This window comes from Paraburkholderia sp. RL18-085-BIA-A (assembly GCF_046027075.1).
Taxonomy (GTDB): Bacteria; Pseudomonadota; Gammaproteobacteria; order Burkholderiales; family Burkholderiaceae; genus Paraburkholderia.
Genome location: NZ_JARESU010000038.1, coordinates 1 through 23229, shown reverse-complemented (window position 1 = coordinate 23229; position 23229 = coordinate 1). Strand labels below are relative to the sequence as shown.

Sequence of the window (23229 nt, the reverse complement as noted above, 5' to 3'; positions counted from 1 at the left end):
GTTCGCTGTCATTGCGCAGCGCAACTGTCTAGGCCGCAAGGCGGGAACATGAAGAGTGAACGCACAAAGAAAAACGCGGGCTTTTGCCCGCGTCGTCATGCGCAATCGAGCAGCGTGCTCAACACTCGACGATGTTCACCGCCAGCCCGCCCCGCGACGTTTCCTTGTACTTGGTCTTCATGTCCGCGCCGGTCTCGCGCATGGTCTTGATGACCGAATCGAGCGACACGTAGTGGCTGCCGTCGCCCCGCAACGCCATGCGCGCCGCGTTGACCGCCTTCACCGACGCCATCGCATTGCGCTCGATGCACGGGATCTGCACCATCCCGCCGACCGGATCGCAGGTCAGGCCAAGGTTGTGCTCCATGCCGATCTCCGCGGCGTTCTCGACCTGCTTCGGCGTGCCGCCCATCACGGCGGCGAGCGCGCCCGCCGCCATCGAGCAGGCCACGCCCACCTCGCCCTGGCAGCCCACTTCCGCGCCGGAAATCGACGCGTTCAGCTTGTACAGAATGCCGATCGCCGCCGCCGTCATCAGGAAGTCGATCACGCCCTGCTGGTTCGAGCCGGGCATGAAGCGCGTGTAGTAATGCAGCACGGCGGGAATGATGCCGGCGGCGCCGTTGGTCGGCGCGGTGACGACGCGGCCACCCGCGGCGTTTTCTTCGTTGACGGCGATCGCGTAGAGGTTGATCCAGTCGATCATCGACAACGGATCGCGCAGCGCCAGCTCGGGATTGCCCGATAGCGCGCGATACAACTGCGGCGCGCGGCGCTTCACCTGGAAAGGCCCGGGCAAGTGACCATCGGCATCGGGGTTGTTGATGCCGCAGCCGCGCGCCACGCACGACTGCATCACGTCCCAGATTTTCAGCAAGCCGGCGCGCGTCTCTTCTTCCGTGTGCCAGACGCGCTCGTTGTCCCACATCAACTGCGCGATGCTCTTGCCAGTGGATGCGCACAGCGCGAGCAACTCGTTGCCGGTGCGAAACGAGTGCGGCAGTTGATCGACGGCACTCAGTACCTTCGTGTTCGGCGCGCCAGCCGTCACGACGAAGCCGCCGCCCACGGACAGATAGGTCGACTCGCGCAACGTTTCACCTTGCGCGTCGAACGCGCGCAGCTTCAGCCCGTTCGGATGCTCGGCGAGCGCCTGGCGATAAAACGAAATGTGATCCTTCTGCACGAACGGCACCTCGTGGGTGCCGAGCAGTGCGAGCTTGCGCGACACCCGCACCGCTTCGAGGCGTTGCGCGATCGTGTCGGGGTCGACCGTGTCGGGCGCATCGCCCATTAGGCCGAGCATCACGCCGCGATCCGTGCCGTGCCCTTTGCCGGTCGCGCCGAGCGATCCGTACAGATCCACTTTCACCGATGCGGTCGCATCCAGCAGTGCGTCGCGTTCAAGTCCTTGAGCGAACATCAGCGCAGCGCGCATCGGTCCAACGGTATGCGAGCTGGACGGACCAATGCCGATTTTGAAGAGATCGAACACGCTGACTGCCATTTGACTGCTCCTGCTGATAAGTAGATTTTAGCGCGCCGGCAGCGGCAAACACACGGCGAGCCACGCGGGCGGCGTCGGTGCGAGCTGCAGCGCGATCGGCGTGAAGCGTCCGTCCAGACGCGCCGCCAGATGAAACAGCTCCGTCGCGTTCTTCGGGTCCCATTGACCCGCGTAGCCAGGCATGCCGGCCTCGCGACGTTTTGCATCGAACGGCACGTTCGAATGCACGAATTCCTCATGCGTTTGACTACTGGACGCAAACGGCACGAGCCAGTTGAGCGCGGCGAGCAGCGTGGCGCCGTTCGCGCCCTTCTCCTGCAGCCAGTTGCGGTTGTGGCGGCGCGCGGCCAGCGCGGCCATCACGAGCGGCTGCAGATCGTAGGTGACGTAATGCAGCGCGTCGCGTTCGCTGAAGTCGATGGTCGAGCCGTCCGGCGCGATGTTGTCGCCGATGTGCTCGACGAACAGACGCTGCGCCGCGTTGATCATCTTGCGGTTATCGAGCGTGAACGCGGCCATCGCGATCAGCTTGATGCGATGGCTCTGCCAATTGTTACGGAAGGTGCCCTTGAGCGGCCGTGGCTGCGCATCGATCTGCGCGATGTAGCCGTTGGCGAGCTTCGTCAGGAACGCCATCGCCGCGTTGCGCGTTTTCACGGGCAACGCGCTCGCGGTCATGTCATACGCGAGGATCAGTCCTTCGAAACGCGTCTCGTCGATCGGATTGAAGCTAGGCTGATAAGTCGTGACCCACGCGTACAGCAAGCGGTCCACGAGCTTCAGATAGCGGTCGTCGCTGGTTGCGCGCCACGCGAGCGCGGCGTCGCGCAGCAGATCGAGATCCTTCTCCGCTTCGACGCTCTGATCGTAGATGCCCTCGTGCGGCAACGTGCCCTCGGTATGCAGCTTCGCGAGCGCATGCGGCTGCTCGTTCAGATGCGCCTGCACATTGCCCACGAGCGCCTTCACGCCGGGATCGGCGTTGGTGCGCTCGCTGGTTTGCAACGCGGGCGCCGCGCAAAAATTCATCGCGGCCTGCGCTTGCCGCAGCGGCAGCAGCGCAGCCGCGCCAGCGAACAGCAGTGCGCAAATTTGCCGCCACGTACGGGCTCGCGTTGCTGCGGCCCGGCTTTGCATCGATCGCACCTTTCGCGCCATGCGAAACTCCTCGTTAGGCTGATTCGGTGTGTGATGTTAGCCGTTTGCGGCCACGAGCGACAGGAGCCCGGGGCGGAACAGCGCGCACCGCCCTGCCGCATGTTGCGGTCAGCGGGCGATGCGCGGCGTGCTCACGCTGACTCGTACTTACTCGTAGTCGGCGATCGGCACGCAGGAGCAGAACAGATTGCGGTCGCCGTACACGTTGTCCGCACGGCCGACCGGCGGCCAGTACTTCTTCGCGATCAACGTGGGCAGCGGATACGCGGCGGTTTCGCGTGCATAAGCATGCTTCCAGTCGTTGGCGATCACAACCGCCGCGGTATGCGGCGCATGCTTCAGCGGATTGTCCTCGCGATCCGAACGGCCTTCCTCGACCGCGCGGATCTCGTTGCGGATCGCGATCATTGCTTCGATGAAACGGTCGAGTTCTTCCTTCGATTCCGATTCGGTCGGCTCGACCATCAGCGTGCCCGGCACCGGGAAGCTCATCGTCGGCGCGTGGAAACCGTAGTCGGCGAGGCGCTTGGCGACGTCGTCAACGGTGATGCCGCTGGTTTCCTTGAGCGGGCGCAGATCGAGAATGCACTCGTGCGCGACCAGTCCACCCGGGCCCGAATACAGCACCGGATAGTGCGGCGCGAGTTTGTTCGCGACGTAGTTCGCGTTGAGGATTGCGGTTTCGGTGGCGGCGGTCAGGTTCTTCGCGCCCATCATCGCGATATACATCCACGAGATCGGCAGGATCGAGGCGGAGCCGTACGGTGCGCCCGACACCGCGCCGATACCGCTCGGCGCGCGCTCATAGCCCGACGAGATCTGGTTCGGCAGGAACTGCGCGAGGTGCGCGCCCACCGCGACCGGGCCGACGCCCGGTCCGCCGCCGCCGTGCGGAATGCAGAAGGTCTTGTGCAGATTCAGGTGCGAGACGTCGCCGCCGAACTGGCCCGGCGCGCACAGACCGACCATCGCGTTCATGTTCGCGCCGTCCACATACACCTGGCCGCCGTGCGCGTGCACGATCTCGCAGATTTCGCGCACATTCGCCTCGAACACGCCGTGCGTGGACGGATACGTGATCATGATCGCCGCGAGTTTGTCGGCGTGCTGGGCGGCCTTCTTCTTCAGGTCTTCGATATCGACGTTGCCTTGCGCGTCGCACGCGACCACGACCACCTGCATGCCGGCCATCTGCGCCGATGCCGGGTTGGTGCCGTGCGCCGAAGCGGGAATCAGGCAGACGTTCCGATGTGCTTCGCCGCGCGACGCGTGATATGCGTGGATGATCAACAGACCCGCGTACTCGCCCTGCGAGCCGGCATTCGGTTGCAGTGACACGGCGGCATAGCCGGTTGCGGCGACCAGCATCTCTTCGAGCTGATCGATCATCTCGCGGTAGCCGACGGTTTGATCGGCCGGCGCGAACGGATGGATCTGGCCGAATTCGGGCCACGTGACCGGCAGCATTTCCGAGGTCGCGTTCAGCTTCATCGTGCACGAGCCGAGCGGGATCATCGAACGATCGAGCGCGAGGTCCTTGTCCGACAGGCTGCGCAGATAGCGCAGCATTTCCGTTTCCGAATGATGACGGTTGAATACGTGGTGCGTGAGGTACGCGCTGGTGCGTTCGAGCGCGGCCGGCACCGACGCGGTGTTCGAAGCCGCGAGCCTGGCGTCGAGTGCGTCGACTTGCGGCACGTCGCTGGCGAAGGCCGCTTGTGCAAAGACCGCGAGCAGATCGGCCAGGTCGTGGCGCGTGGTGGTTTCGTCGATCGACAGGCCGACTTGCGTGGCGCTCACGCGGCGCAGGTTGATGCGCTTCGCCGTTGCCGCGTCGAGCAGCGCTTGCGTGCGCGCGCCGGTGTCGAACGTCAGCGTGTCGAAGAAGGTTTCGTTGACGAGCGTGTAGCCGAGTTGCTTCGCGCCTTCGGCGAGCAGCGCGGCGATCCGGTTCACGCGCAGCGCGATCGTCTTCAGACCGCGCGGGCCGTGATACACCGCGTACATGCTGGCCATGATCGCGAGCAGTGCTTGCGCGGTACACACGTTCGAGGTGGCCTTCTCGCGGCGGATATGTTGCTCGCGTGTTTGCAGCGCGAGACGCAGTGCGGGATTGCCTTGCGCGTCGACGGTCACGCCGACGAGGCGGCCCGGCATCTGACGCTTGAATTCGTCGCGCACCGCGAGGTAAGCGGCATGCGGGCCGCCAAAGCCGACCGGCACGCCGAAGCGCTGCGTATTGCCGACGGCCACGTCCGCGCCCCATTCGCCCGGCGGCGTGAGCACGGTCAGCGCGAGCAGATCGGCGGCGACCACCACGTGGCCGCCCGCTGCGTGGATCGCTTCGGTCAGCGCGCGGTAGTCGCGCACGTCGCCGTTCACGCCCGGGTATTGCAGCAGCACGCCGAATGCGTTCGCATTCGCGGCTTCCGCGGCCGGGCCCACTGTCACTTCGATGCCGACCGGCGTGGCGCGCGTCTTCACCACTTCGATGGTTTGCGGCAGCACGTCGTCGGCGACGAAGAACACGTTCGACTTCGGCTTGCCCACGCGTTGCAGCAGCGTCATCGCTTCAGCGGCGGCGGTGGCCTCGTCGAGCAGCGACGCGTTCGAGATCGCCAGACCCGTCAGGTCGACGATCATCTGCTGGAAGTTCAGCAACGCTTCCAGACGGCCTTGCGAGATTTCCGGCTGATACGGCGTGTACGCGGTGTACCACGCCGGATTTTCGAGCACGTTACGCAGGATCACCGTCGGCGTGTGCGCGTTGTAGTAGCCCTGCCCGATGTACGAGCGGAACACCTGGTTCTTGTCCGCCAGCTCGCGCAGCGCGGCGAGCGCTTCGGCTTCGCTCTTCGGTTGCCAGAAGGGGCCGAGCGGCAGCGTTTCGGTACGCCGGATCGTCTGCGGAATCACGGCGTCGATCAGCGCTGCGCGCGACGCGAAGCCGAGGGCTTCGAGCATCGCTTGCTGGTCGGCCGAATCCGGGCCGATGTGCCGTTCGGCGAAGGCGTCATGCACTTCGAGCGCGGCGAGCGAGAGAGGAGTGCGGTTCATCAGACGATCCGGGTGTTCGAGCTTCATGGGTGTTCCTGGTGGTGCGGCGTGCGATGCCTCGCGGGGGCCGCACCTGACGTTTAACGAAATGTGAATCAGGCGCCGATCGACTTGGTGTACGCGTCGGCGTCGATCAGGCGGTCCAGCGCTGCGTCGGCGGCGGGCTTGATCTTGAAGAGCCAGCTTTCGTACGGCGTGCTGTTGACCGAGTCGGGCGAGTCGGCCACGGCGCTGTTCGCTTCGATGATCTCGCCCGAAACCGGCGCGTAGATATCGGAAGCGGCCTTCACCGATTCGATCACGGCGACGGTGTCGCCCGCGGTCACGGTCTTGCCCAGTTGCTGGACTTCGAAGAAGACGATGTCGCCGAGCGCTTCCTGCGCGTGGTCAGTGATGCCGACCGTCAGCGTGCCATCGGCTTCGGTGCGGACCCATTCGTGCGATTCGGTGTATTTCAGATCGGCCGGGATGCTCATCGGATGCTCCTATGCGGTGTGTTCGTTATTGACTTAAAAAGGGGGGACGCGCGCGCGGCTGCTTAAACCGCCAGCACTTTGCCGTTGCGCACGAACGGCAGTTTTACCACGCTTGCGGGCACCGCCTTGTCACGAATCTGGACGTGAACGGTGTCGCCCGGCTGCACGCCTTTGGGCACGCGCGCGAAGGCGATGGATTCCTGCATAGTGGGGGAAAAAGTGCCGCTGGTGATTTCGCCTTCGCCGTGCGGCGTGAGGACTTTCTGATGCGCGCGCAGCACGCCAGCCGCCTTGCCGTTTTCCTTCAGCAGGATCAGGCCAACGAACGCCGCCTTCGAGCCGTCGGCTTCCAGCCGGCTCTTGCCGACGAAGTCGCGCGGCGAGGTCAGGTCGACGGTCCAGGCGAGGCCGGCGTCGAGCGGCGAGACATTGTCGTCCATGTCCTGGCCGTACAGGTTCATGCCGGCTTCGAGGCGCAGCGTGTCGCGCGCGCCGAGGCCGGCCGGGCGCACGCCCTGGGCGTGCAGCGCGTTCCACAGCGCTTCGACGTGGTCCGCCGGCACGATGATTTCGAAGCCGTCTTCGCCGGTGTAGCCGGTGCGCGCGACGGTGAGTTCGCCGAACGGCGTATCTTCGATTCGTGCGGCGTTGAACGGCTTGAGCGCTTCGGTGACGGCGCGCGCGGCGGGCACCGTTTGCCAGACTTTTTCGCGCGCGTTCGGGCCTTGCACGGCGACGATCGCGAAGTCGCGGCGCGGCGTGATGGTCAGGCCGAAGCCGCCGTCGGCGTTGATCTGGCCGAACCACGCGATGTCTTTGTCGGCGGTGCCGGCGTTGACGACCACGCGGAAGTGGTCTTCGCCGAAGTAATAGACGATGAGATCATCGATCACGCCGCCGTTCGGGTTCAGCAGACAGGAGTAGAGCGCGCGGCCGGGCGTTTGCAGCTTGGCGACGTTATTGGCCAGCGCGAACTCGAAGAACGAGCGCACGCGCTCGCCGGTGAAATCGACCACGCACATGTGCGAGACGTCGAACATGCCGGCGTCGGTGCGCACGGCGCGGTGTTCCTCGATCTGCGAGCCGTAGTTGACGGGCATGTCCCAGCCGCCGAAATCGACCATGCGGGCGTTGAGCGCACGGTGGGTGGCGTTGAGTGGGGTGTGTTTGAGTTCGGTCATGGGGCCTCGGGCATCTCGCGAAACAAAAAAGGCCATGCGGCGCTACGCCTCGCGGCCTGATGCCTGCGAGCGTGGTTCTGCATGACCCCTCTGTCCTCGATACCTGAGAGATTGCGCTGCCGCGAACGTTGATCTGTCACGGTGAAACGCGCGCCCCTTCGGTGGGCAGCCTGCCTGAGTCTGCGTGATGTTGCCAAAACGCGGATGGCTACTGCCGCTCTCCAGAGTGCGAAAAACCGCTGCCTGATGTTGCGTTGACGCGGGTTTTTCGACGCGGTCGGTCCTTTTGCCTGAGAGTTTGCGGGTGTGCCCCTTCGGCGGCGCGGCCTGCGATATTCAGCGGCCAGCACGCTCTCCCGACGCGTGCGGCGAATGTACGCGACGGCTCGGGGCTTGTCAAATAAAGGACCGCGACCGGCATGGTGGCTAGCGCGGCGTGGCGCCAGCGTCAAAAAAAGCGCGGGACATGCGGCACGCGCTGCTGTCCGCGCTCGTGTCGATTCGGTGTCGGAGCCGGCGGCGCTTCGCTTACTCGCCGATCGCGTGAGCCGCGTTGTCCAGTTCCTGATTCAGCACGCGCTGTTCGTCGGCGGTGAGGCCGCCGCCGTGTTGCGCGGCCATGTCGTGCGCTTCGCGGCGGATCACCTCTAGCCGATGATGCAGCTCTGCCCCTTGCGGCGGCGGGTAGTCGCCCTGATTCACGCGCTTGTCGATGCGGCGGCCGAGATTATCGATCCGGCCGTCGACCTGATGCAGACGCTGATCCGCGATCTGCAGCGGGCTGGGGCGCGGCGCGGGCGCCGGCTGGGGCGTCACCACGCAGGCGGCGAGAGAACTGAGCAGGGCGCATGCGGCAATCGCGCGAAGGGTACGGGGCATGGGCTCTCCGGAAGTCGTTTTCTTTGAAGGTGCTACTGGGTAGCAACGGATGATCGCGGCGGCGCGCTGACCGGGGAGGCGGGCAGAGTTGTAACGTTATGTTCCTTTCGGGGACGTCAGGTTGGTGCCCGCGCGACGCGGTCGGCCAGTGTATTTTTAGGTACACAAGCCGTCACGCCGTGCAGCGGAACAGCTCAGCGGATGCGCTCGAACGGCAGACGCACGCCTTCTTCCGAACTGCGCGCGGCAAGCTCGATGATGGTCATCACGTCGACCGCATCCTGAGGCCTTACAGGGAATGCGACGCCGTTCTGGATGGCGTCGGCCAGCGCGATATAGAACCCGACGTATTCGCCGTTGCGCGTGGGCATTTCGCGCTCGACTTCCTGATCGCCTTCCAGCACCCGCAGCACGCCGGCCGGATTGCCCGCGCCGAAGCCTTCATCGCCCGGACGCAGACCGGCCCTCAACTGGTCTTCCTGCGTGTCGAGGCCGTGCTTCACGTAGCTGCCTCGCGTGCCGTGGATCGCAAAACGCGGCGCGATCAGAGCCGTCAACACGCTCGCGTGCAACACCACCTCGAACTCGGCGTAGCCGAGTTGAATGTGCACATAGTCCGGCGCGCTCGCCCCGTCACGATGCGTGCGCACCGTCGCCGACACGGTTTGCGGTGCGCCGAACAGCGCCAACGCCTGGTCGATCAGATGCGGCCCGAGGTCGAGCAGCAAGCCGCCGCCCCGTGACACCTCTTCGCGCCAACGCTGCTTTACTTCCGGGCGGAAGCGGTCGAAGTGCGATTCAAATTGGGTGACGCGCCCCAACTCCACGCGGGCGAGCAGATCGCGCACGGTCAGAAAATCGCCGTCCCAGCGACGGTTGTGAAACGGCACGAACAGCTTGCCCCGCGCGAGCGCGATGTTGGCGAGCGTATGGGCGTCGGCGGCACTCAGCGTGACCGGCTTGTCGACCACGACGTGCTTGCCGGCTTCGAGCGTGCGGCGCGCGAGGTCGAAGTGCGTGTCGTTGGGCGTCGCGATCACGACGCACTCGATGTCGTCGAGCGCCAGAAGCGCGTCGAGATCGGCTACGACTTTCGCGTGCGGATAGTCGGCCAGCGCGCGCTCGGGCTGACCCGTGGCAATGGCGGCGACGCTGGCGCGCCCGCAATGCGCGATCACCGGCGCATGAAAGGTCGCGCCGGCAAAACCGTAGCCCATCAAACCAATTTTCAGCGATGCGGACATGCGTGTCTTCCTGCAAAAAACGGCGCGCCGCTTTGCCACCGCGGCGACGGCGCGCAACACCTCAATTGTGGCATGTCCCGAAGGCGGACCGTCAGCGTCTTCGTTGCGATCCGTCCGGGTACCCGTTGCGGACGTCGGTCGGGGGTATCCGTCGAGGCATCCATGTTAACATCGCTCCTCTCGCGCGAATCGCAGCGGGCCGGGGACGCCTTCGCACCCCTCGGGGCGTCCGTTCCAACCGACGCCGCCGCGCAGCATGCCCCGAACCATCGGCCGGCAATTTCGCGCCGACGCGCTTTTAACCGCCGCATTCAACCGCAACACCCATCCACAGACGATGTCCGCAGGCCTGAACCCCGCTCAAAATGAAGCGGTCCGTTATCTCGACGGTCCGTGTCTCGTGCTCGCCGGCGCAGGCAGCGGCAAGACGCGCGTGATCACGCAGAAGATCGCGCACCTGATCGAAGCCAAAGGCTTCGAGCCGCGCCACATTGCCGCTGTCACGTTCACGAACAAGGCCGCGGCGGAAATGCGCGAGCGCGTGGGCAAGCTGCTCGAAGGCAAGACGCTCACCACGCCCGGCAAGGAAGGCCGCAAAGTGCCCGTCAATCAGTTGACGGTCTGCACCTTTCACTCGCTCGGCGTGCAGATTCTGCGGCAGGAGGCGGAACACGTCGGTCTGAAGCCGCAGTTCTCGATCATGGATTCGGACGACTGCTTCGGCATGATCCAGGAGCAGGTCGGCTCGACGGACAAGGGCTTCATCCGCAAGGTCCAGTCGATCATCTCGCTGTGGAAGAACGGCCTGATCATGCCCGAAGAGGCGATCGCGATCGCCGCGAACGAGGACGAGCATCAGGCCGCGATCGTCTACCGCAACTACGTGGCGACGTTGCACGCGTATCAGGCGGTCGATTTCGACGACCTGATCCGCCTGCCCGCCGAACTCTTCGCGAAGAACGAGCAGGTGCGCGAGCGCTGGCAGAACAAGCTGCGCTATCTGCTGATCGACGAGTACCAGGACACGAACGCGTGCCAGTATGAACTGGTGAAGCTGCTGGCGGGCAAGCGCGCGGCGTTCACGGCGGTCGGCGACGACGACCAGGCGATCTACGGCTGGCGCGGCGCGACGCTCGAAAATCTCGGGCAGCTCAGCAAGGATTTTCCGAAGCTGCACCTGATCAAGCTGGAACAGAACTACCGCTCGACGGTGCGCATTCTGACCGCCGCGAACAACGTGATCGCGAACAACCCGAAACTGTTCGAAAAGAAGTTGTGGTCCGAACACGGGATGGGCGACACGATCACCGTCACGCCTTGCAACGACGAAGAACACGAGGCCGAGTCGGTGGTGTTCCGCCTGTCCGCGCACAAGTTCGAGCGGCGCGCGAATTTCCGCGACTACGCGATCCTGTATCGCGGCAACTTCCAGGCGCGCATCTTCGAGCAGGTGCTGCGTCGCGAGCGGATTCCGTACGTGCTGTCCGGCGGCCAGTCCTTCTTCGACAAAGCCGAGATCAAGGACATCTGCGCATACCTGCGTTTGATCGCCAACGCCAACGACGACCCCGCGTTCATCCGCGCGATCACCACGCCGCGCCGCGGCGTCGGCAATACGACGCTTGAAGCGCTCGGCTCGTTTGCGGGTCAGGCGAAGGTGTCGCTGTTCGAGGCGGTGTACATGGGCGGCATCGAAGCGCGTCTGTCGCCGCGCCAGATCGAACCGATGCGCGTGTTCTGCGACTTCATGCAGCGCCTCACCGATCGCGCGGAAAAGGACGCGGCCGGCACGCTGCTCGACGAACTGATGGACGCGATTCACTACGAGGCGTATCTGTACGACGCGTTCGACGAACGCCAGGCGCAGGCCAAATGGCAGAACGTGCTGGAGTTCATGGAGTGGCTCAAGCGCAAGGGCACCAAGGCCGAGCCCGAAGGCGGGGCGAACAGCGAAGCGACCGGCTACGACACCGCCGACGGTTTCGGCGACACCGGCAAGAATCTGCTCGGCCTGATCCAGACCGTCGCGCTGATGTCGATGCTCGAAGGCCGCGAGGAAGACCCTGATGCGGTGCGGCTTTCGACCGTGCATGCGTCGAAGGGGCTGGAGTATCCGCACGTGTTTCTGGTCGGCGTCGAGGAGGGCATCATGCCGCATCGCGGCGGCCCCGACGACGAACCGATCGACGACGCGCGCATCGAGGAAGAACGCCGTCTGATGTACGTCGCGATCACGCGTGCGCAGCGCAGTTTGCATCTGAACTGGTGCAAGAAGCGCAAGCGCGCGCGGGAGACGGTGGTGTGCGAGCCGTCGCGCTTCATTCCCGAAATGCTGCTCGATGATGCGCCGCCGCCCACGCCCGAAGAAGCGCCGATGTCGCCGAAAGACCGGCTCGCGAGTTTGAAGGCGTTGTTGCAGAAGCCTTGAGTTCGCAAGACCCTGTGCGTCGCATGTGCTTCGGCGCTTTTTCCGAAGGCTTGAGCTAGAGTGACGCGGCTCGCCGCCGCAATGCCGGCGGGCGTGAATCGGAGAACGCCCGCATGACCCTGCCGCCGCTCGCACCGTATCGCCGCGCACTCGAAACCTACATCGACGCGAAAGACAACACCCGTCCCCGACGCATCGCCGAAGCCTTCGCGGCGGACGCGGTGCTTACCATTTCGCTTGCGACTTCGGCGATTGCATTTCCGGCCCGCGTCGTCGGCGCCGACGCGATCGCGAAAACGCTCGTCACGGATTTCGGCGCGCAATACACGCGATGCCGGACTTACTACGTGTGCAACTCGCTCGACGCGCACGGCGGCGTGATCGACGCGCTGCCCTGGCTGGTGGTGATGCGTGAAACGGCGAGCGGCGCATTGCGCGTCGGCCACGGCGTGTACCGATGGATCTTCGACGACACGCAGGCCGTCACCGGCTTCGACATCCATATCGCCCGCATGGACGTGATGCCCGATGCCGATGGCGCCTTGCTCGACGCGTTGCAGGAAGGCCTGGACTATCCGTGGCTCGCGCCTGCCACGTTGAACGCGCGTTTCAGCGCGCTCGCTCGCAGCGCACCGGCATTGGCTTTCGCCGATGCGTTCAGCCGCCCCGCGTCGGCGCCGGACCGGCTTCATCGGATCTGACGCATGAATGCATCGCGCATGAAAAATCCCTGCACGCGTTACTGCTGTGCAGGGATTTTCGTATCGCGACCAACGCCGCAGGCGGACTAGTCGAACGCCTTATTTCACTGCGCTGACCATGTAGTCGACAGCGGCCTTGACGTCGGCGTCCGATGCAGTCGAGCCGCCCTTCGGCGGCATGGCGCCCTTGCCGTGCAGCGCGTAGTTATAGACCGTGTCCATCGGCTCTTTCAGGCGCGGCGCCCACGCTTCCTTGTCGCCGAATTTCGGCGCGTTCAGCACGCCCGCCGCGTGACAGGCCTGGCAAACCTGCTGATACAACGCCTTGCCGGCTTGCGACGCGTCCGCGCTTTGCGTGCCGCCCGCTGCAGGCGCCGCGGCTTGCGGGACGCTCGCCATGGCCGCCATTGCAGCGGCGGCCTGAGCGGCGGCTGCGTCCGAAGCGCCTGCCGACGGCGCAGCCGCTGCCGCACCGGAAGCCGCCGCCGCACCCGCTGCGGGCTGCGCCGGTTCCGGGAAGCTCGCGCCGGAGTTGTTCGCCATGTACACCACCGCACGAGCGATTTCGAAGTCGCTGTAGTCGTCCGGGCTGGTGCCGCCGCGCGGCGGCATAGCGCCCTTGCCGGCGAGCGCCGTGTGCCAGAGCGTGTCGAACCCTTGCGAGATGCGCGGCGCCCAGTCGGCGGAATTGGTGAATTTCGGTGCGCCAGCCGTGCCCGACGCGTGACACGCGGAGCACACGGCCTTGTAGACTTCTTCGCCGCTCTTGTAGACGCGCGGCGCGTTGGCGTCGCGAATTTCGACCTGGGCTAGCGGCTTGATGCGGGCGACGACTTGGGCTTCGGAGAGAGAGTCGGTGCCGGCGCCGGTGCGTGTCGAATTGTCGACATAGACTGCCAGCAGAATGATGATGACGATCGGCACAGCAAACCCTGCGATGACTGCGGCGATGAGCTGCGCTGGGGTTTTGATCGGGGCTCCGTGTGGTGCTTCGCTCATGCTTGTCTCGTCTCCGTGGGTATGTGAGCGGTACAGCGTGACGGCAACTTCTTGTTCTATATCAGCCACGGACGATTATAGACGGAAGATTTCGACGGCGGCGAGGGCGGCGGCGCGGTGTTCAGCAGGCGTTTACCCGGAGCGCAAGGGGCGTCCGAAGGGCGGGAAATCTTGCTATATCGGCCGTCCGGTGGACGGTTGGGCCGAAACCGGGTATCCTTCCGGTCTCGCTTTGGCGTCGCATCCGCTCAGGTTGCCGCGCTGTCGTGTTGAAGCGCCCGTAGCTCAATGGATAGAGTACTGCCCTCCGAAGGCAGGGGTTGCTGGTTCGATCCCAGCCGGGCGCACCAAAAAACCGTTTTAAATCAGGCGGTAAGCCTGCCTTTAAAATTAGCTGCATTTCTGTACGGAATCTGTACGGAAAACCACCTCTCGAAGCTGGGTTTGCGGAAGCAAATCTACAGATCTGATTCCGTCCCTTACTGCCATACGTCCTAGCTATCGGCTCCCTCGACAGTAGGGCCGGCGCCGCGCGTCTTACGGTTAATTTGCCTGCGTCAAATTCGATTGCACGGCTAAGGCGACATTCCAAAACGGTACAATACGCACCAAATCAACCAGACACCGTTGGGGGCGCGCAGCATGACCACGTTGGAAAAATATCTGACCGAAGATTATCCGATCGATGTAGCAGACCTCGCGGACATCGACGCAACCGCGAAATCGGTAGCTGCTATCTACGAAATCGGTTTCGAGCGTGATCTGGCGTGGCCATACCAGCTGGTTAATGGTGCACCTGTTAGGGCTTCGACTTCCCGTAATGCGGAGCAGGGCAGTCTTGCAGCCCCCGAAACAAATAGCGAAGACAATGATCAGTTGTCGCAGAGTACGACGGCAATGATCGCTAACTCACTGCTTCGTTTCGCCGGCTATTTCCGTGGTGAAGACAACCGCCGGAGAGGCTTCGCTACGCGGGCAAATCTGTTTCCGGTCGACGGATCCGAAGAAGTCTTTTCGCCGAAGAAATCTAGGAACCTAGAGACGATTGTCATCGAGGCACTGGAAGACCTTCTTAAGTCAGTGTCCTCTCGGACCGATCGTTTGACCAAGTCTTCGACGTATGGGAACGACGACATCTTTACGGTTGCTTGGCTTGCGGAGCTTAGCAAGGCGGATTGGACTTCGCTCGATGCCAGCGGCGCCTTATCCAGCAAATGGAGCGAACTTCTGCCGCGATTGAAAGATGTTGTGCGGAAGAAGGCCGACGGTTGGGCAAATCCCGAAACACGTACCGCCCTGTTCACCCCGAAGGATAACAACACGTCCGCCGAGCACGCGTTTACCGTTTTGCGCCTTGCGCAGACGATTCGGCGGCTGTTCGATAAGGATCTGACGCCGAGCACTCAAGCGTCGCAGGATGACGCCTCGGAGCAACCCGCGCCGGTCAGTATGCCCTCCGCTGCCAGGGACGAGTTAGTCGCCGAGAGCGAGGCAAAAGCGAGTTCCGAATGGCTTGAAACGTGCCATCGCTTTTTCGAGGTAACGCTCCACCAGCAACTGTCGTTCAGCGCAATTCCCGATAGCCGGTTCGATCCTGCGGAACTCGTCTTTTGCTTGGAAGGGATGCTGATATGCAAACCTAGCACGGTCGACCGAACGGTGTTCGATCGTGTCATGCTGGTGCTCTCGTCAGCCCAGCAGGAAAGCGCGTATTGGAGGCCGGTGAAGCCGTTCCTATCGACGCCGCAGGGACTTGTCCTCTTTCCCGTCAGTGTGGAGATCGCAAACTCGCTTATGCGCGCTTGCGCCATTTTTGACGCGGATCAAATTGGCGATGCATACGGATCAAAATGTATTCCGCTCTTGCGTCGTTACTGGCAATGGCTGCGAGCACGTGCCGTTCAAGTCCAAGGAGTTGGCGGTTCGGCAGGTGAGACGATGGGATGGCATTCAGAGCATGTGAATGATCCCACTCGTGTGCACCTGTGGGAGACAAGCCAAGTCATGGAGTTCCTGCTGGGCTATAAGAACGCGCTGCACCGCCATGTTGCGCGAACCACGCTCGTTCTCGCTCGCTTTACGCAGGAGCCGATCAGCTACGAGCCTTGGTCCAAAACTGTCAAAAATGAGCCGGTCAAGGGGTTGGGGGACGAGTTAGAGGTTTATCGCCGAATCGGCGAGGAGTACGTTGTGCCGCACATGCGTGAGGATGCGGACAAATACTATTCGATGCTTCTTTACGGGCCGCCAGGCACGGGCAAGACGACCATTGCGAAGGGTGTAGCAAACGCATTGCGTCGTCGGCTGCTCACAATAACGGTAAGTGATTTTCTTGCCGAAGGCGGCGCGCAAGTGGAAGCGCGGGCCAAGAACATCTTCACAGTGTTGATGGCTCAGCATTCCTGCGTTGTTTTGTTTGATGAAATTGACCACTTCTTGCTCGACCGCGACTCGGAGCGGTACACCAAGCAAGATACGGTATTTCAGTTCATGACGCCGGGCATGCTCACCAAGCTGAACGACCTTCGCGCGCAGCAGCGCTCTCTCTTCATCGTCGCGACGAATTACGAGGATCGAATTGACGCAGCAATCAAGCGTACCGGCCGCATCGATGAGAAGTTCCTCGTGTTGCCGCCCGCGCAGGAAAAGCGAGTCGAGATCATCAAGCAGCAGATTGCGAAAGCGAAGCTGGTCGTAACCGGTGACACCGGGGCGACTTTATCTGACGATGACTATCAATCGCTTGGACGCGCGTCCCTGTTCCTCGGCTTCAAGGATATTCAGGGCACGATCGTCCGTACAAACTCTCCAAATGGGACGACTCTAGAAACCCTTCGTAAGGCATTCGTTAAGCGGTCTAGAACTACCTCGATTGAGGCCTATACGTCTCGCTTCTTTGCGGGAACCGAACCATTGCCGCCTCGCGAGACGCCGATCGGCGAATTTCTCGGGCTGATTGCGCTTTACTGCGAGGCTCACGAGGACGAATTGTCACAGGGAAAAACTGGACTGGACAAAGTCCAAGAGCGGGCCGTTAAGAAGGCGATCAGCGTCATGCGTAGTGACGACGCTGAGGGTGCAGCGTTCAATGAAGACGCCTCCCGAAAGCTGGTTGAGCACCATGCTCCGTTTCTGAAAAACTTTGACCGTGTGGCGTTGTTGCTCCGCCTAGTCTGAATAAAAAGACCAGCGAACCAAGCGGTTACGAGCGTGTAGGATGAAGTGTGGTGTTGGTGGGAAGTGCCGGATAAAGGGGACGGAATGAGCGAATATGCTGAATTTCGAGCTGATACAGTTGAGCCTGAGCCCCTGTTGCGTGCGCTCGCATGCGCGGTTGGCGATGGGAAGGCCACGTATGTGAGCGGTCCCATTACAACCGGACGCCACTTTTTGGATTGGCTCGTGACTGACGGCGAAGCGATTGCGAACAAGGACGCTTACGCCTCCCGGCTACGTGCGGAAGTTGTTGAGCCGAATGAACGACGAATCCGAGCGGTCGCTGAGGCGGCACGTCGCAGGCGTGTTCGGGCAGTCATCGAACCGGCCAGCCTGCGGGTTCCGCAATGGAGCCAAACCGACTACCTGTCGTTTTGGTTGCGCGTGATTGATCAATTTGCGGAAGAGATGATTGTCGTGAATGGCTGGCAGTACAGCATCGGTTGCGTCGCAGAATTTCGTCACGCGGCGGCGCGCGGGATTCCGGTGATGGATGAAGACGATGTGGCGGTCTCCCTCGCAACTGGCCGCCGACTGGTTGCCGAGGGGCTAGCTAACATGGAGGAGTTGGGCCGAAGGTCTGATTTTGTGGCAAACATGGTGAAGGTTCTTCGGGCCTACGACCTCTAATTGGATTAGGACAATGCAGGAAAAAGCACACTCTTTCCGAAAGGATGAATCCCTGGACCAGTTGGCAAATTTCGTCAACGTGGCTCAGTTTGTTAGTTTTTCGCCAGTCGCACAGGGCGAGGGCCGACAGGAGTTCGCGCGTGTGCTGGGATACGAGCCGAACCACCGTTTCGGAAGTATCGAGGAAGCGGTTGATCGTCTGATGGAACGCAGCTCGGAACACTCGCTGAACGTCCGAAGCTTCCGACCGGATGATCCTCGAAGCCACGAGTTCGTTTATGGGTTGAAGCAACCGTCCGACGTTGTCTCCACTGCCTTGCGAATCCTGAGCGCTGGATTCCATGTGATCATTAATGAGACGGTCGATATTCACGATGGTGGCGTCTCGGGCGTGTTGCAAGGGGGCACCGCTGAATTCGCACCGGATGACACTCCGCGTTGCGTCGAAAAGCCTGGTGTCGCGTCGCTGCCACGCGAATGGGCTGTCAACATGATCGAGACAGTCTATGGCGTCGTTTTGGGGCGCGAGATCGGCGAGGACTATCGATTGGAGTTCAGCATCCACCCCAAGCCACGCGGGTGGAAGAACAGCCCGATTTTGGGTTGGGAATTGGAACTCGTTGGTGACGCGCCGATCGTCGCAAATATCGCGTGGCCAAATCGGTTCAGTCGATTGATCGGTGATAAAGCCTTCGGCCTGTTGATTGCGGATCAAATCGGGCTACCGGTCCCCAAAACCACAGTAATCTCTCGACGTGTCGCGCCTTTCACCTTTGGCAGCGATACGGGAAGCGGAGAGCGTTGGCTCCGAACGTGCCCTAAAGAACAGGTCCCCGGGAAATATACGACGCATCGCGGGTGGATTGATCCGTTCGTTTTAATGGCGCAGGAAGATCCGGATGGGGAGGAAATATCCTCCGTTCTTTCGCAGCAAGGGGTTCCGCCAAAATATTCTGGAGCGCTGATTGTTGATGTGACGGGTGCGCCGGTGATAGAAGGGAAAGAAGGCGAAGGCGAAGAATTGATGCGGGGTAAGGCGCGCCCGGGGAGTTTGCCGAGTCGAGTCGTCGAGGACGTCCTTAGATTGTTCGGAACAGCGGAACGGCGCTTGGGTCCCGTGAGATTCGAGTGGGTACACGATGGCAACCAAGCCTGGATAGTTCAAATGCATCGAGGTGCGACCCTGAGCAGCTCAAAAGTCCTGGTGCCAGGTGAGGCCGCAAGTTGGCGTCGTTTCCTTGTCTCTAATGGACTTGAGGCTCTAAGAAGGGAGCTGGGTCTACTCAGTGCCTCTGAGGGCGTGGTACTGGTTGGCGATGTTGGTCTTACGAGTCATGTGGCAGACGTCGTGCGCAAAGTCGGGCATCCCGCGCGAATTGAACCAGCGGAAATTTTATAGCCTTGGTCGGCGACCTTTGGCCGGCCCCGACGTGGGGCCTGGAGTTTGGGGTTGTCGGATCTGGCAGTCGGCCAACGCTTGTTGTGCAACTTGTTTAAGAAATGCGTTGCATGTTCTTGGAACCCCGTTCGAACTCGCTGGCTCGCCGACGCGGTACGGCGCCGGTGATCGACCATGAAGCGAGCTTAGGCCATTCCCTCGGGAGCCGCCGTGCACATGAAGCTTTGGACGTTCGACTTGACGCAAATATCGCGCTCTAGGCATCTTCGCCGGTCCCGAGTTTGAGCGCGTTGTTGATCTTCCGCTGTCTGTATTGCAACCGGTTGCAAACTTATGCGATTCCGCGAAATCAAATTTCCATCGCTCTGATGCCCGAGCCGTTCCCCACCCCCCGATATGTACGCTCGCGTATCCGCAGACCTGTGGACCCTCATGAGCGTGAGCGATTCGAGAGCGCGTTCCGCACAGCGAGCTTGGATATCCTCATTTGGTCGAGAAACGCGCGAATCGCCGGGGTGATACCTTTCAGCAAACTAGGCGCAGAAAGAGTAGCCCTCGAAATGATGGCGGCAATTAAATTTGCGATATCAGGCGCTCAAATTACAAGCACCGTTTGGTCTGCATATGTAGAACTCTATGAAGCGATGACAGCGCTGATGTCAGCATCCTCGCGAGTAGACGCCCTTCCAGCACGTCACCAATATTTCGCGCAGGACCTCGCAGTGTTACGCGGCAAACTCGACGACGTGCTGGGGCCGGTTGATCTACACGCGAATGAGAAGGCGCGCTTTCTTAGCTCGGGACGTGCGTACGTATTTGACGGGGCGCGACGTGGAAGGCCGATTGGGATGCAAGAGCAGATCGCCCACGCTGCCGCCTTGGTGTGGTTGGCAAACTGCAAGCTCATGCCTCCGTCTACCTTGCGACGCCCCGTCGCAGATATTCCTCGCTTTGAAACCTATGCTTTCTACGAGCACCGACTGGCCGCATGTCGCTCGAAATTGCCGACAACCGACGAATGGACCTTTGGATTCAACCCTGCGCGATGCGCCGACCTATACAGCAAGCCGGCCACTGACCCGGCAATATTTCGACAGTGAAAAGGAACTCGACTTTGCCGGTTTGCTCATTATGAGTGTCAGTGTCTATCGAGTCTGGACTTCACGCGGCTGAAGGAACGCGAGGCACGCGCCAGCGAAGAGAGCTGCGGCGATGACGTATATGCCTGCGTTGGTGCTGTTCGTCACATCTTTCATCCAGCCGACGATGGTCGGACTGACGAAGCCCGCGAGGTTGCCCACCGAGTTTATTAGCCCGATGCCCGCGGCCGCTGCGCTTCCGCCAAGCATGGCGCTCGGCCACGCCCAGAAGACTGGCATCGTTGCGAGTACGCCCGCCGTTCCGAGCGACAGGGCAATCATCGCAAGTTCAACATTCGAACCAAAGACCGTTGCAAGCAGGAGGCCCACGCTTGCCATGAGGCCGGCGGCCGCAAAATGCCAGCGACGCTCACGCAGCCTGTCTGCACTTCGTGCAATCAGAAGCATGGCAACAATCGCGCATCCGTAAGGAATGGCGGTCAGCATGCCAACGTCGAGCACATCCTTCACTCCGGCAGCCTTGATGAGCGTCGGCAAATAGAAGCCCACGCCATAGAGACCCATCATGCAGCAAAAGTAAATGGCGGCCATGAACCACACGCGGCCGTTGCCGAGGACACTTCCTACCGTGGCGTGCAGCTTTCCAGCACCGTCCTGCGCAATCTTCTCCTCAAGAAGCTTCTTCTCGGGCTCCGTGAGCCACTTTGCGGCACGAATCCCGTTCGGCAGATAGATTAGCGTGATGACGCCAAGAACGATGGAGGGGATGGCTTCCAGCAGGAAGAGCCACTGCCAGTTTGCGAGGCCATGCACGCCATTGAATGCCTGCATAATCCAGCCCGACAGCGGGCCGCCGATGACCCCTGCAACGGGGATGCCCATCATGAAAAGCGCATTGACACGACTGCGGCGCTCGGCCGGATACCAGTAGGTCAGGTAGAGAACGATACCGGGGAAGAAGCCGGCTTCGGCAATGCCAAGCAGGAAGCGCAATATATAAAACGAGGTTGGCGTTGACACGTAAAGCGTGGCGGACGAAATAACCGCCCATGTAATCATGATTCGGCTTATCCACAAGCGGGCGCCGAAGCGATGCATCAACACATTGCTGGGAACCTCGAAGAAGAAGTAACCGATAAAGAAGATGCCAGCACCAAGCCCATAGACTGTGTCGCTGAACTTCAGGTCGGTGAGCATCTGCAGTTTTGCAAAGCCGACGTTGACACGGTCAAGGTAAGCGGCGACGTAGCAGAGAAACAGAAAGGGCAGAAGGCGCCAGGTGACTTTGGAGTAAGCAAGGGATTCCAACTTGTCCCGGTCGATACTGGGATTCAGGATTGTAGCGTTCATTGTCTCTTAATGCTTTGGAAGTTATCTGTATGCACCCTCAGGTCCTGCGAGGACCGCGATTGCCAGACGCGCATCCGGCAGCATACTGAAGAATTTGATTTCATGCTGTCTGTCTCGTCAAAGGTCAGTTGTCGAATCGCCGACGCAGCGAGGAGCGAGCACATGCAGACGCGGACGCTTTGCCGAACGACACGACAGCTTGAATGAGTGCCCGGGTGTCTTCGTCTTCTTCGATATCGCCGACGAAGGACTTGTCAATCTTTAGCGTGCTGATGGGAAACCGGTAATGTAGGCAAGGTTGGAGTAACCGGTCCAGAAATCGTCTTGCGCGACCTCTGCCCATTCCCGAACCCGCCGCCAGTCCAGAGGTTGCGCGCTACAGCGACTCAATGGCTTCGAGTTGCGCTTGCGCTATCTGCGCAATCTGGCCAGGGGGTTGGCAATGGTAAGCGTCGAACAGCTGGGAGCATAGCTGCGCAAGTACGCGAGGCTCGCGGCCTGGTCTGGGTGCTCGACCTCGCCTGCGTTGAGCACGTCATCGAGAACCGGGGCGAGATTTCGCAATCGCACAAACATCGCGGCATCTAGTTTCATTTTGGACCTCCTGTGCCCAGATGGCGAAGCGCACCCTGAGACACTCAGCCCTCAGGCGATGCTTCACGAGTGAGTTATGCCTTTCCATTGCCGGCGTATCGACGTGACCGGTCACGGCGATTGAACCCTACTGTGAACTGTGCAGCCGAAGCAGTTCGAGCAGGCGCGAGGTTGCAAATGGCTTTCGGAGAAACGCCGACACCCGCAGGTGGGGCGGCGGTGTCGCCACCGCCGAGTTCAGAAGGACAGGAATAGTTGCAAACTCAGGCTCGGCCTCGAGCGCGCCGATGAGGGCGGGACCGTCCATGACCGGCATCATGAAATCAGAAACCACGATGTCTGGGCGCCTTCGGCGTGCTGCCTGCAGTGCCTCATCCCCGTTTGATGCAGTCATAACCTCGTAACCCTCCCCGCAGACCAGGGTCTCAAGCGCCTGAAGCAGGTTCATGTCGTCGTCGACCAGTAATACCGTCACCATGACCCAGCCCCAAAGCGGTGGGTTTTCACTTCTCTGTTTGCCGGCAACGGCTATTCCGTTGCTCGCGCGCGTTGCAGAGGTCGAATGTCCGCTGACTTGCGGAGCTTTGCGCTGTCATCATGGCGAGCGCTGTCTCGTTGAGCCAAGAGTAGGCTTTGGCGAAGGGCGAGTCTACTCTACGGTTGGATATGCCGACGCCGCGTTAGCGTAACGCGCTTATACGAGCGTATAACCGCAGTGAGGAGACTTATCGAGCGGTGTCGTACCGCAGCAAACAGGCAAAAGCGCTCCGCGTCTCGGACCGATACAGCGCTTGTCTGTTCGCCGGCAGATTTTTTCATTCTTTAATTAACGCGGGAATGAGAACCGAACAGTCGGAGAAGTCGAAAGCGCCGGCTATTATCCAGAGACCGATGCAAGCGGCTGGTGCAGTTACGCAAAGGGGAGACGTTTCGTGCGGGCACTAGGTTCTTCACATGAAAGCAGAAGCTTGCGGTACCTGGCGACATTGTGGCTTGGAGGCTGTATCGCGCTCGGAGCCGTTACTGCAGCCTGTGTCATTCTGGACCAGGAAGAGAGCACCGCTGGCTTCTTGCTTCTGGTTGCCGTTGTTCTCGTGTCCCTGCTGGACAGCTTCATCTCATCGGTCATTTTCTCGATTGTCGGCGCCGCGCTGCTCAGCTATTTTTTCACGGCACCCATCGATAGCTTCCACATCAGCAAAACCCGGGATTTATTCTCCCTTGTTGCCTTTCTCGTCACGTCACTCGCAATCACCACCCTTGTCAGGCGGATTGGCCGCGTTGAAAAGACGCAGCGCGCGCAGGCACAG

General features: G+C 61.5%; 18 protein-coding genes, 1 tRNA gene and 2 riboswitches. Of the genes, 8 read left to right on the top strand and 11 right to left on the bottom strand.

Translation table 11 applies throughout. The annotated features are described in order from the left end of the window. Window positions 1-118: 118 nt before the first annotated feature. From P0D89_RS24395 to P0D89_RS24365, 7 genes are all read right to left on the bottom strand, one after another. Window positions 119-1507: an L-serine ammonia-lyase gene (locus P0D89_RS24395; protein WP_408359732.1), complete on the bottom strand. Its 1389-nt coding sequence runs from the start codon at window positions 1505-1507 to the stop codon at window positions 119-121. Window positions 1508-1534: 27 nt separating this feature from the next. Further along, window positions 1535-2665, bottom strand: a complete 1131-nt coding sequence (locus P0D89_RS24390; protein ID WP_408359730.1) for an alginate lyase family protein — start codon at window positions 2663-2665, stop codon at window positions 1535-1537. A 147-nt stretch (window positions 2666-2812) separates the two neighbouring features. After that, entirely contained in the window at window positions 2813-5749 is a 2937-nt protein-coding gene (gene gcvP, locus P0D89_RS24385; protein WP_408359728.1) for an aminomethyl-transferring glycine dehydrogenase, read from the bottom strand. 68 nt (window positions 5750-5817) lie between these two features. After that, a complete protein-coding gene (gcvH, locus tag P0D89_RS24380) occupies window positions 5818-6198 on the bottom strand; it encodes a glycine cleavage system protein GcvH (RefSeq protein ID WP_408359726.1) in 381 nt (126 codons plus the stop codon). Between the two features lie 62 nt (window positions 6199-6260). Continuing rightward, a complete protein-coding gene (gene gcvT / locus P0D89_RS24375; protein WP_408359724.1) occupies window positions 6261-7379 on the bottom strand; it encodes a glycine cleavage system aminomethyltransferase GcvT in 1119 nt (372 codons plus the stop codon). Window positions 7380-7459: 80 nt separating this feature from the next. Beyond that, window positions 7460-7614, bottom strand: a riboswitch (glycine riboswitch). Window positions 7615-7647: 33 nt separating this feature from the next. Next, window positions 7648-7748, bottom strand: a riboswitch (glycine riboswitch). Between the two features lie 159 nt (window positions 7749-7907). Next, entirely contained in the window at window positions 7908-8258 is a 351-nt protein-coding gene (locus P0D89_RS24370) for a hypothetical protein (protein WP_408359722.1), read from the bottom strand. Window positions 8259-8452: 194 nt separating this feature from the next. Then, on the bottom strand, window positions 8453-9502 hold the full coding sequence (locus P0D89_RS24365; RefSeq protein ID WP_408359720.1) for an oxidoreductase: 1050 nt from the start codon (window positions 9500-9502) through the stop codon (window positions 8453-8455). A 337-nt stretch (window positions 9503-9839) separates the two neighbouring features. Here P0D89_RS24365 and P0D89_RS24360 point away from each other — a divergent pair, with 337 nt between their 5' ends. Both P0D89_RS24360 and P0D89_RS24355 read left to right on the top strand, forming a co-directional pair. Next, window positions 9840-11930 carry a UvrD-helicase domain-containing protein gene (locus P0D89_RS24360; protein ID WP_408359858.1) on the top strand — a complete coding sequence of 697 codons (2091 nt, stop codon included), beginning with the start codon at window positions 9840-9842 and terminating at the stop codon, window positions 11928-11930. A gap of 113 nt (window positions 11931-12043) precedes the next feature. Beyond that, on the top strand, window positions 12044-12631 hold the full coding sequence (locus tag P0D89_RS24355; RefSeq protein ID WP_408359718.1) for a hypothetical protein: 588 nt from the start codon (window positions 12044-12046) through the stop codon (window positions 12629-12631). A gap of 99 nt (window positions 12632-12730) precedes the next feature. On the opposite strand, the gene P0D89_RS24350 is transcribed toward P0D89_RS24355, so the two are convergent. Then, window positions 12731-13630, bottom strand: coding sequence for a c-type cytochrome (locus tag P0D89_RS24350; protein ID WP_408359716.1), 900 nt, complete (start codon window positions 13628-13630; stop codon window positions 12731-12733). Window positions 13631-13904: 274 nt separating this feature from the next. Here P0D89_RS24350 and P0D89_RS24345 point away from each other — a divergent pair. The 5 genes from P0D89_RS24345 to P0D89_RS24325 all read left to right on the top strand — a co-directional run bounded on the left by P0D89_RS24345 (window position 13905) and on the right by P0D89_RS24325 (window position 19975). Beyond that, a tRNA-Arg gene (locus P0D89_RS24345) sits at window positions 13905-13980 on the top strand. Window positions 13981-14272: 292 nt separating this feature from the next. Then, on the top strand, window positions 14273-16807 hold the full coding sequence (locus tag P0D89_RS24340; RefSeq protein ID WP_408359713.1) for an ATP-binding protein: 2535 nt from the start codon (window positions 14273-14275) through the stop codon (window positions 16805-16807). A gap of 84 nt (window positions 16808-16891) precedes the next feature. Beyond that, window positions 16892-17476: a hypothetical protein gene (locus P0D89_RS24335; RefSeq protein WP_408359711.1), complete on the top strand. Its 585-nt coding sequence runs from the start codon at window positions 16892-16894 to the stop codon at window positions 17474-17476. A gap of 13 nt (window positions 17477-17489) precedes the next feature. Next, window positions 17490-18875: a hypothetical protein gene (locus tag P0D89_RS24330; RefSeq protein ID WP_408359709.1), complete on the top strand. Its 1386-nt coding sequence runs from the start codon at window positions 17490-17492 to the stop codon at window positions 18873-18875. Window positions 18876-19348: 473 nt separating this feature from the next. Beyond that, window positions 19349-19975: a hypothetical protein gene (locus P0D89_RS24325; protein WP_408359707.1), complete on the top strand. Its 627-nt coding sequence runs from the start codon at window positions 19349-19351 to the stop codon at window positions 19973-19975. A 45-nt stretch (window positions 19976-20020) separates the two neighbouring features. Here the strand turns inward: P0D89_RS24325 and P0D89_RS24320 are convergent, their stop codons facing one another. The 3 genes from P0D89_RS24320 to P0D89_RS24310 form a co-directional block, all read right to left on the bottom strand. After that, entirely contained in the window at window positions 20021-21325 is a 1305-nt protein-coding gene (locus tag P0D89_RS24320) for an MFS transporter (protein WP_408359705.1), read from the bottom strand. Between the two features lie 411 nt (window positions 21326-21736). Next, window positions 21737-21919 (bottom strand): hypothetical protein, encoded by a 183-nt coding sequence (locus tag P0D89_RS24315; RefSeq protein ID WP_408359703.1) that lies wholly within the window; start codon window positions 21917-21919, stop codon window positions 21737-21739. A gap of 127 nt (window positions 21920-22046) precedes the next feature. Then, window positions 22047-22397, bottom strand: a complete 351-nt coding sequence (locus tag P0D89_RS24310) for a response regulator (RefSeq protein WP_408359701.1) — start codon at window positions 22395-22397, stop codon at window positions 22047-22049. 490 nt (window positions 22398-22887) lie between these two features. On the opposite strand from P0D89_RS24310, the gene P0D89_RS24305 reads away from it, so the two are divergent. Beyond that, on the top strand, window positions 22888-23229 hold a 342-nt coding region (locus P0D89_RS24305), incomplete at its 3' end, for a DUF4118 domain-containing protein (protein WP_408359699.1).

Coding starts and splice junctions, on each gene's coding strand:
- P0D89_RS24335 (WP_408359711.1), top strand. CDS start 16,892: ATGAGCGAATATGCTGAATTTCGAGCTGATACAGTTGAGCCTGAGCCC.
- P0D89_RS24360 (WP_408359858.1), top strand. CDS start 9,840: ATGTCCGCAGGCCTGAACCCCGCTCAAAATGAAGCGGTCCGTTATCTC.
- P0D89_RS24330 (WP_408359709.1), top strand. CDS start 17,490: ATGCAGGAAAAAGCACACTCTTTCCGAAAGGATGAATCCCTGGACCAG.
- P0D89_RS24355 (WP_408359718.1), top strand. CDS start 12,044: ATGACCCTGCCGCCGCTCGCACCGTATCGCCGCGCACTCGAAACCTAC.
- P0D89_RS24395 (WP_408359732.1), bottom strand. CDS start 1,507: ATGGCAGTCAGCGTGTTCGATCTCTTCAAAATCGGCATTGGTCCGTCC.
- P0D89_RS24340 (WP_408359713.1), top strand. CDS start 14,273: ATGACCACGTTGGAAAAATATCTGACCGAAGATTATCCGATCGATGTA.
- gcvT (WP_408359724.1), bottom strand. CDS start 7,379: ATGACCGAACTCAAACACACCCCACTCAACGCCACCCACCGTGCGCTC.
- P0D89_RS24310 (WP_408359701.1), bottom strand. CDS start 22,397: ATGGTGACGGTATTACTGGTCGACGACGACATGAACCTGCTTCAGGCG.
- P0D89_RS24320 (WP_408359705.1), bottom strand. CDS start 21,325: ATGAACGCTACAATCCTGAATCCCAGTATCGACCGGGACAAGTTGGAA.
- P0D89_RS24315 (WP_408359703.1), bottom strand. CDS start 21,919: ATGAAACTAGATGCCGCGATGTTTGTGCGATTGCGAAATCTCGCCCCG.
- P0D89_RS24350 (WP_408359716.1), bottom strand. CDS start 13,630: ATGAGCGAAGCACCACACGGAGCCCCGATCAAAACCCCAGCGCAGCTC.
- P0D89_RS24390 (WP_408359730.1), bottom strand. CDS start 2,665: ATGGCGCGAAAGGTGCGATCGATGCAAAGCCGGGCCGCAGCAACGCGA.
- gcvP (WP_408359728.1), bottom strand. CDS start 5,749: ATGAAGCTCGAACACCCGGATCGTCTGATGAACCGCACTCCTCTCTCG.
- P0D89_RS24365 (WP_408359720.1), bottom strand. CDS start 9,502: ATGTCCGCATCGCTGAAAATTGGTTTGATGGGCTACGGTTTTGCCGGC.
- gcvH (WP_408359726.1), bottom strand. CDS start 6,198: ATGAGCATCCCGGCCGATCTGAAATACACCGAATCGCACGAATGGGTC.
- P0D89_RS24370 (WP_408359722.1), bottom strand. CDS start 8,258: ATGCCCCGTACCCTTCGCGCGATTGCCGCATGCGCCCTGCTCAGTTCT.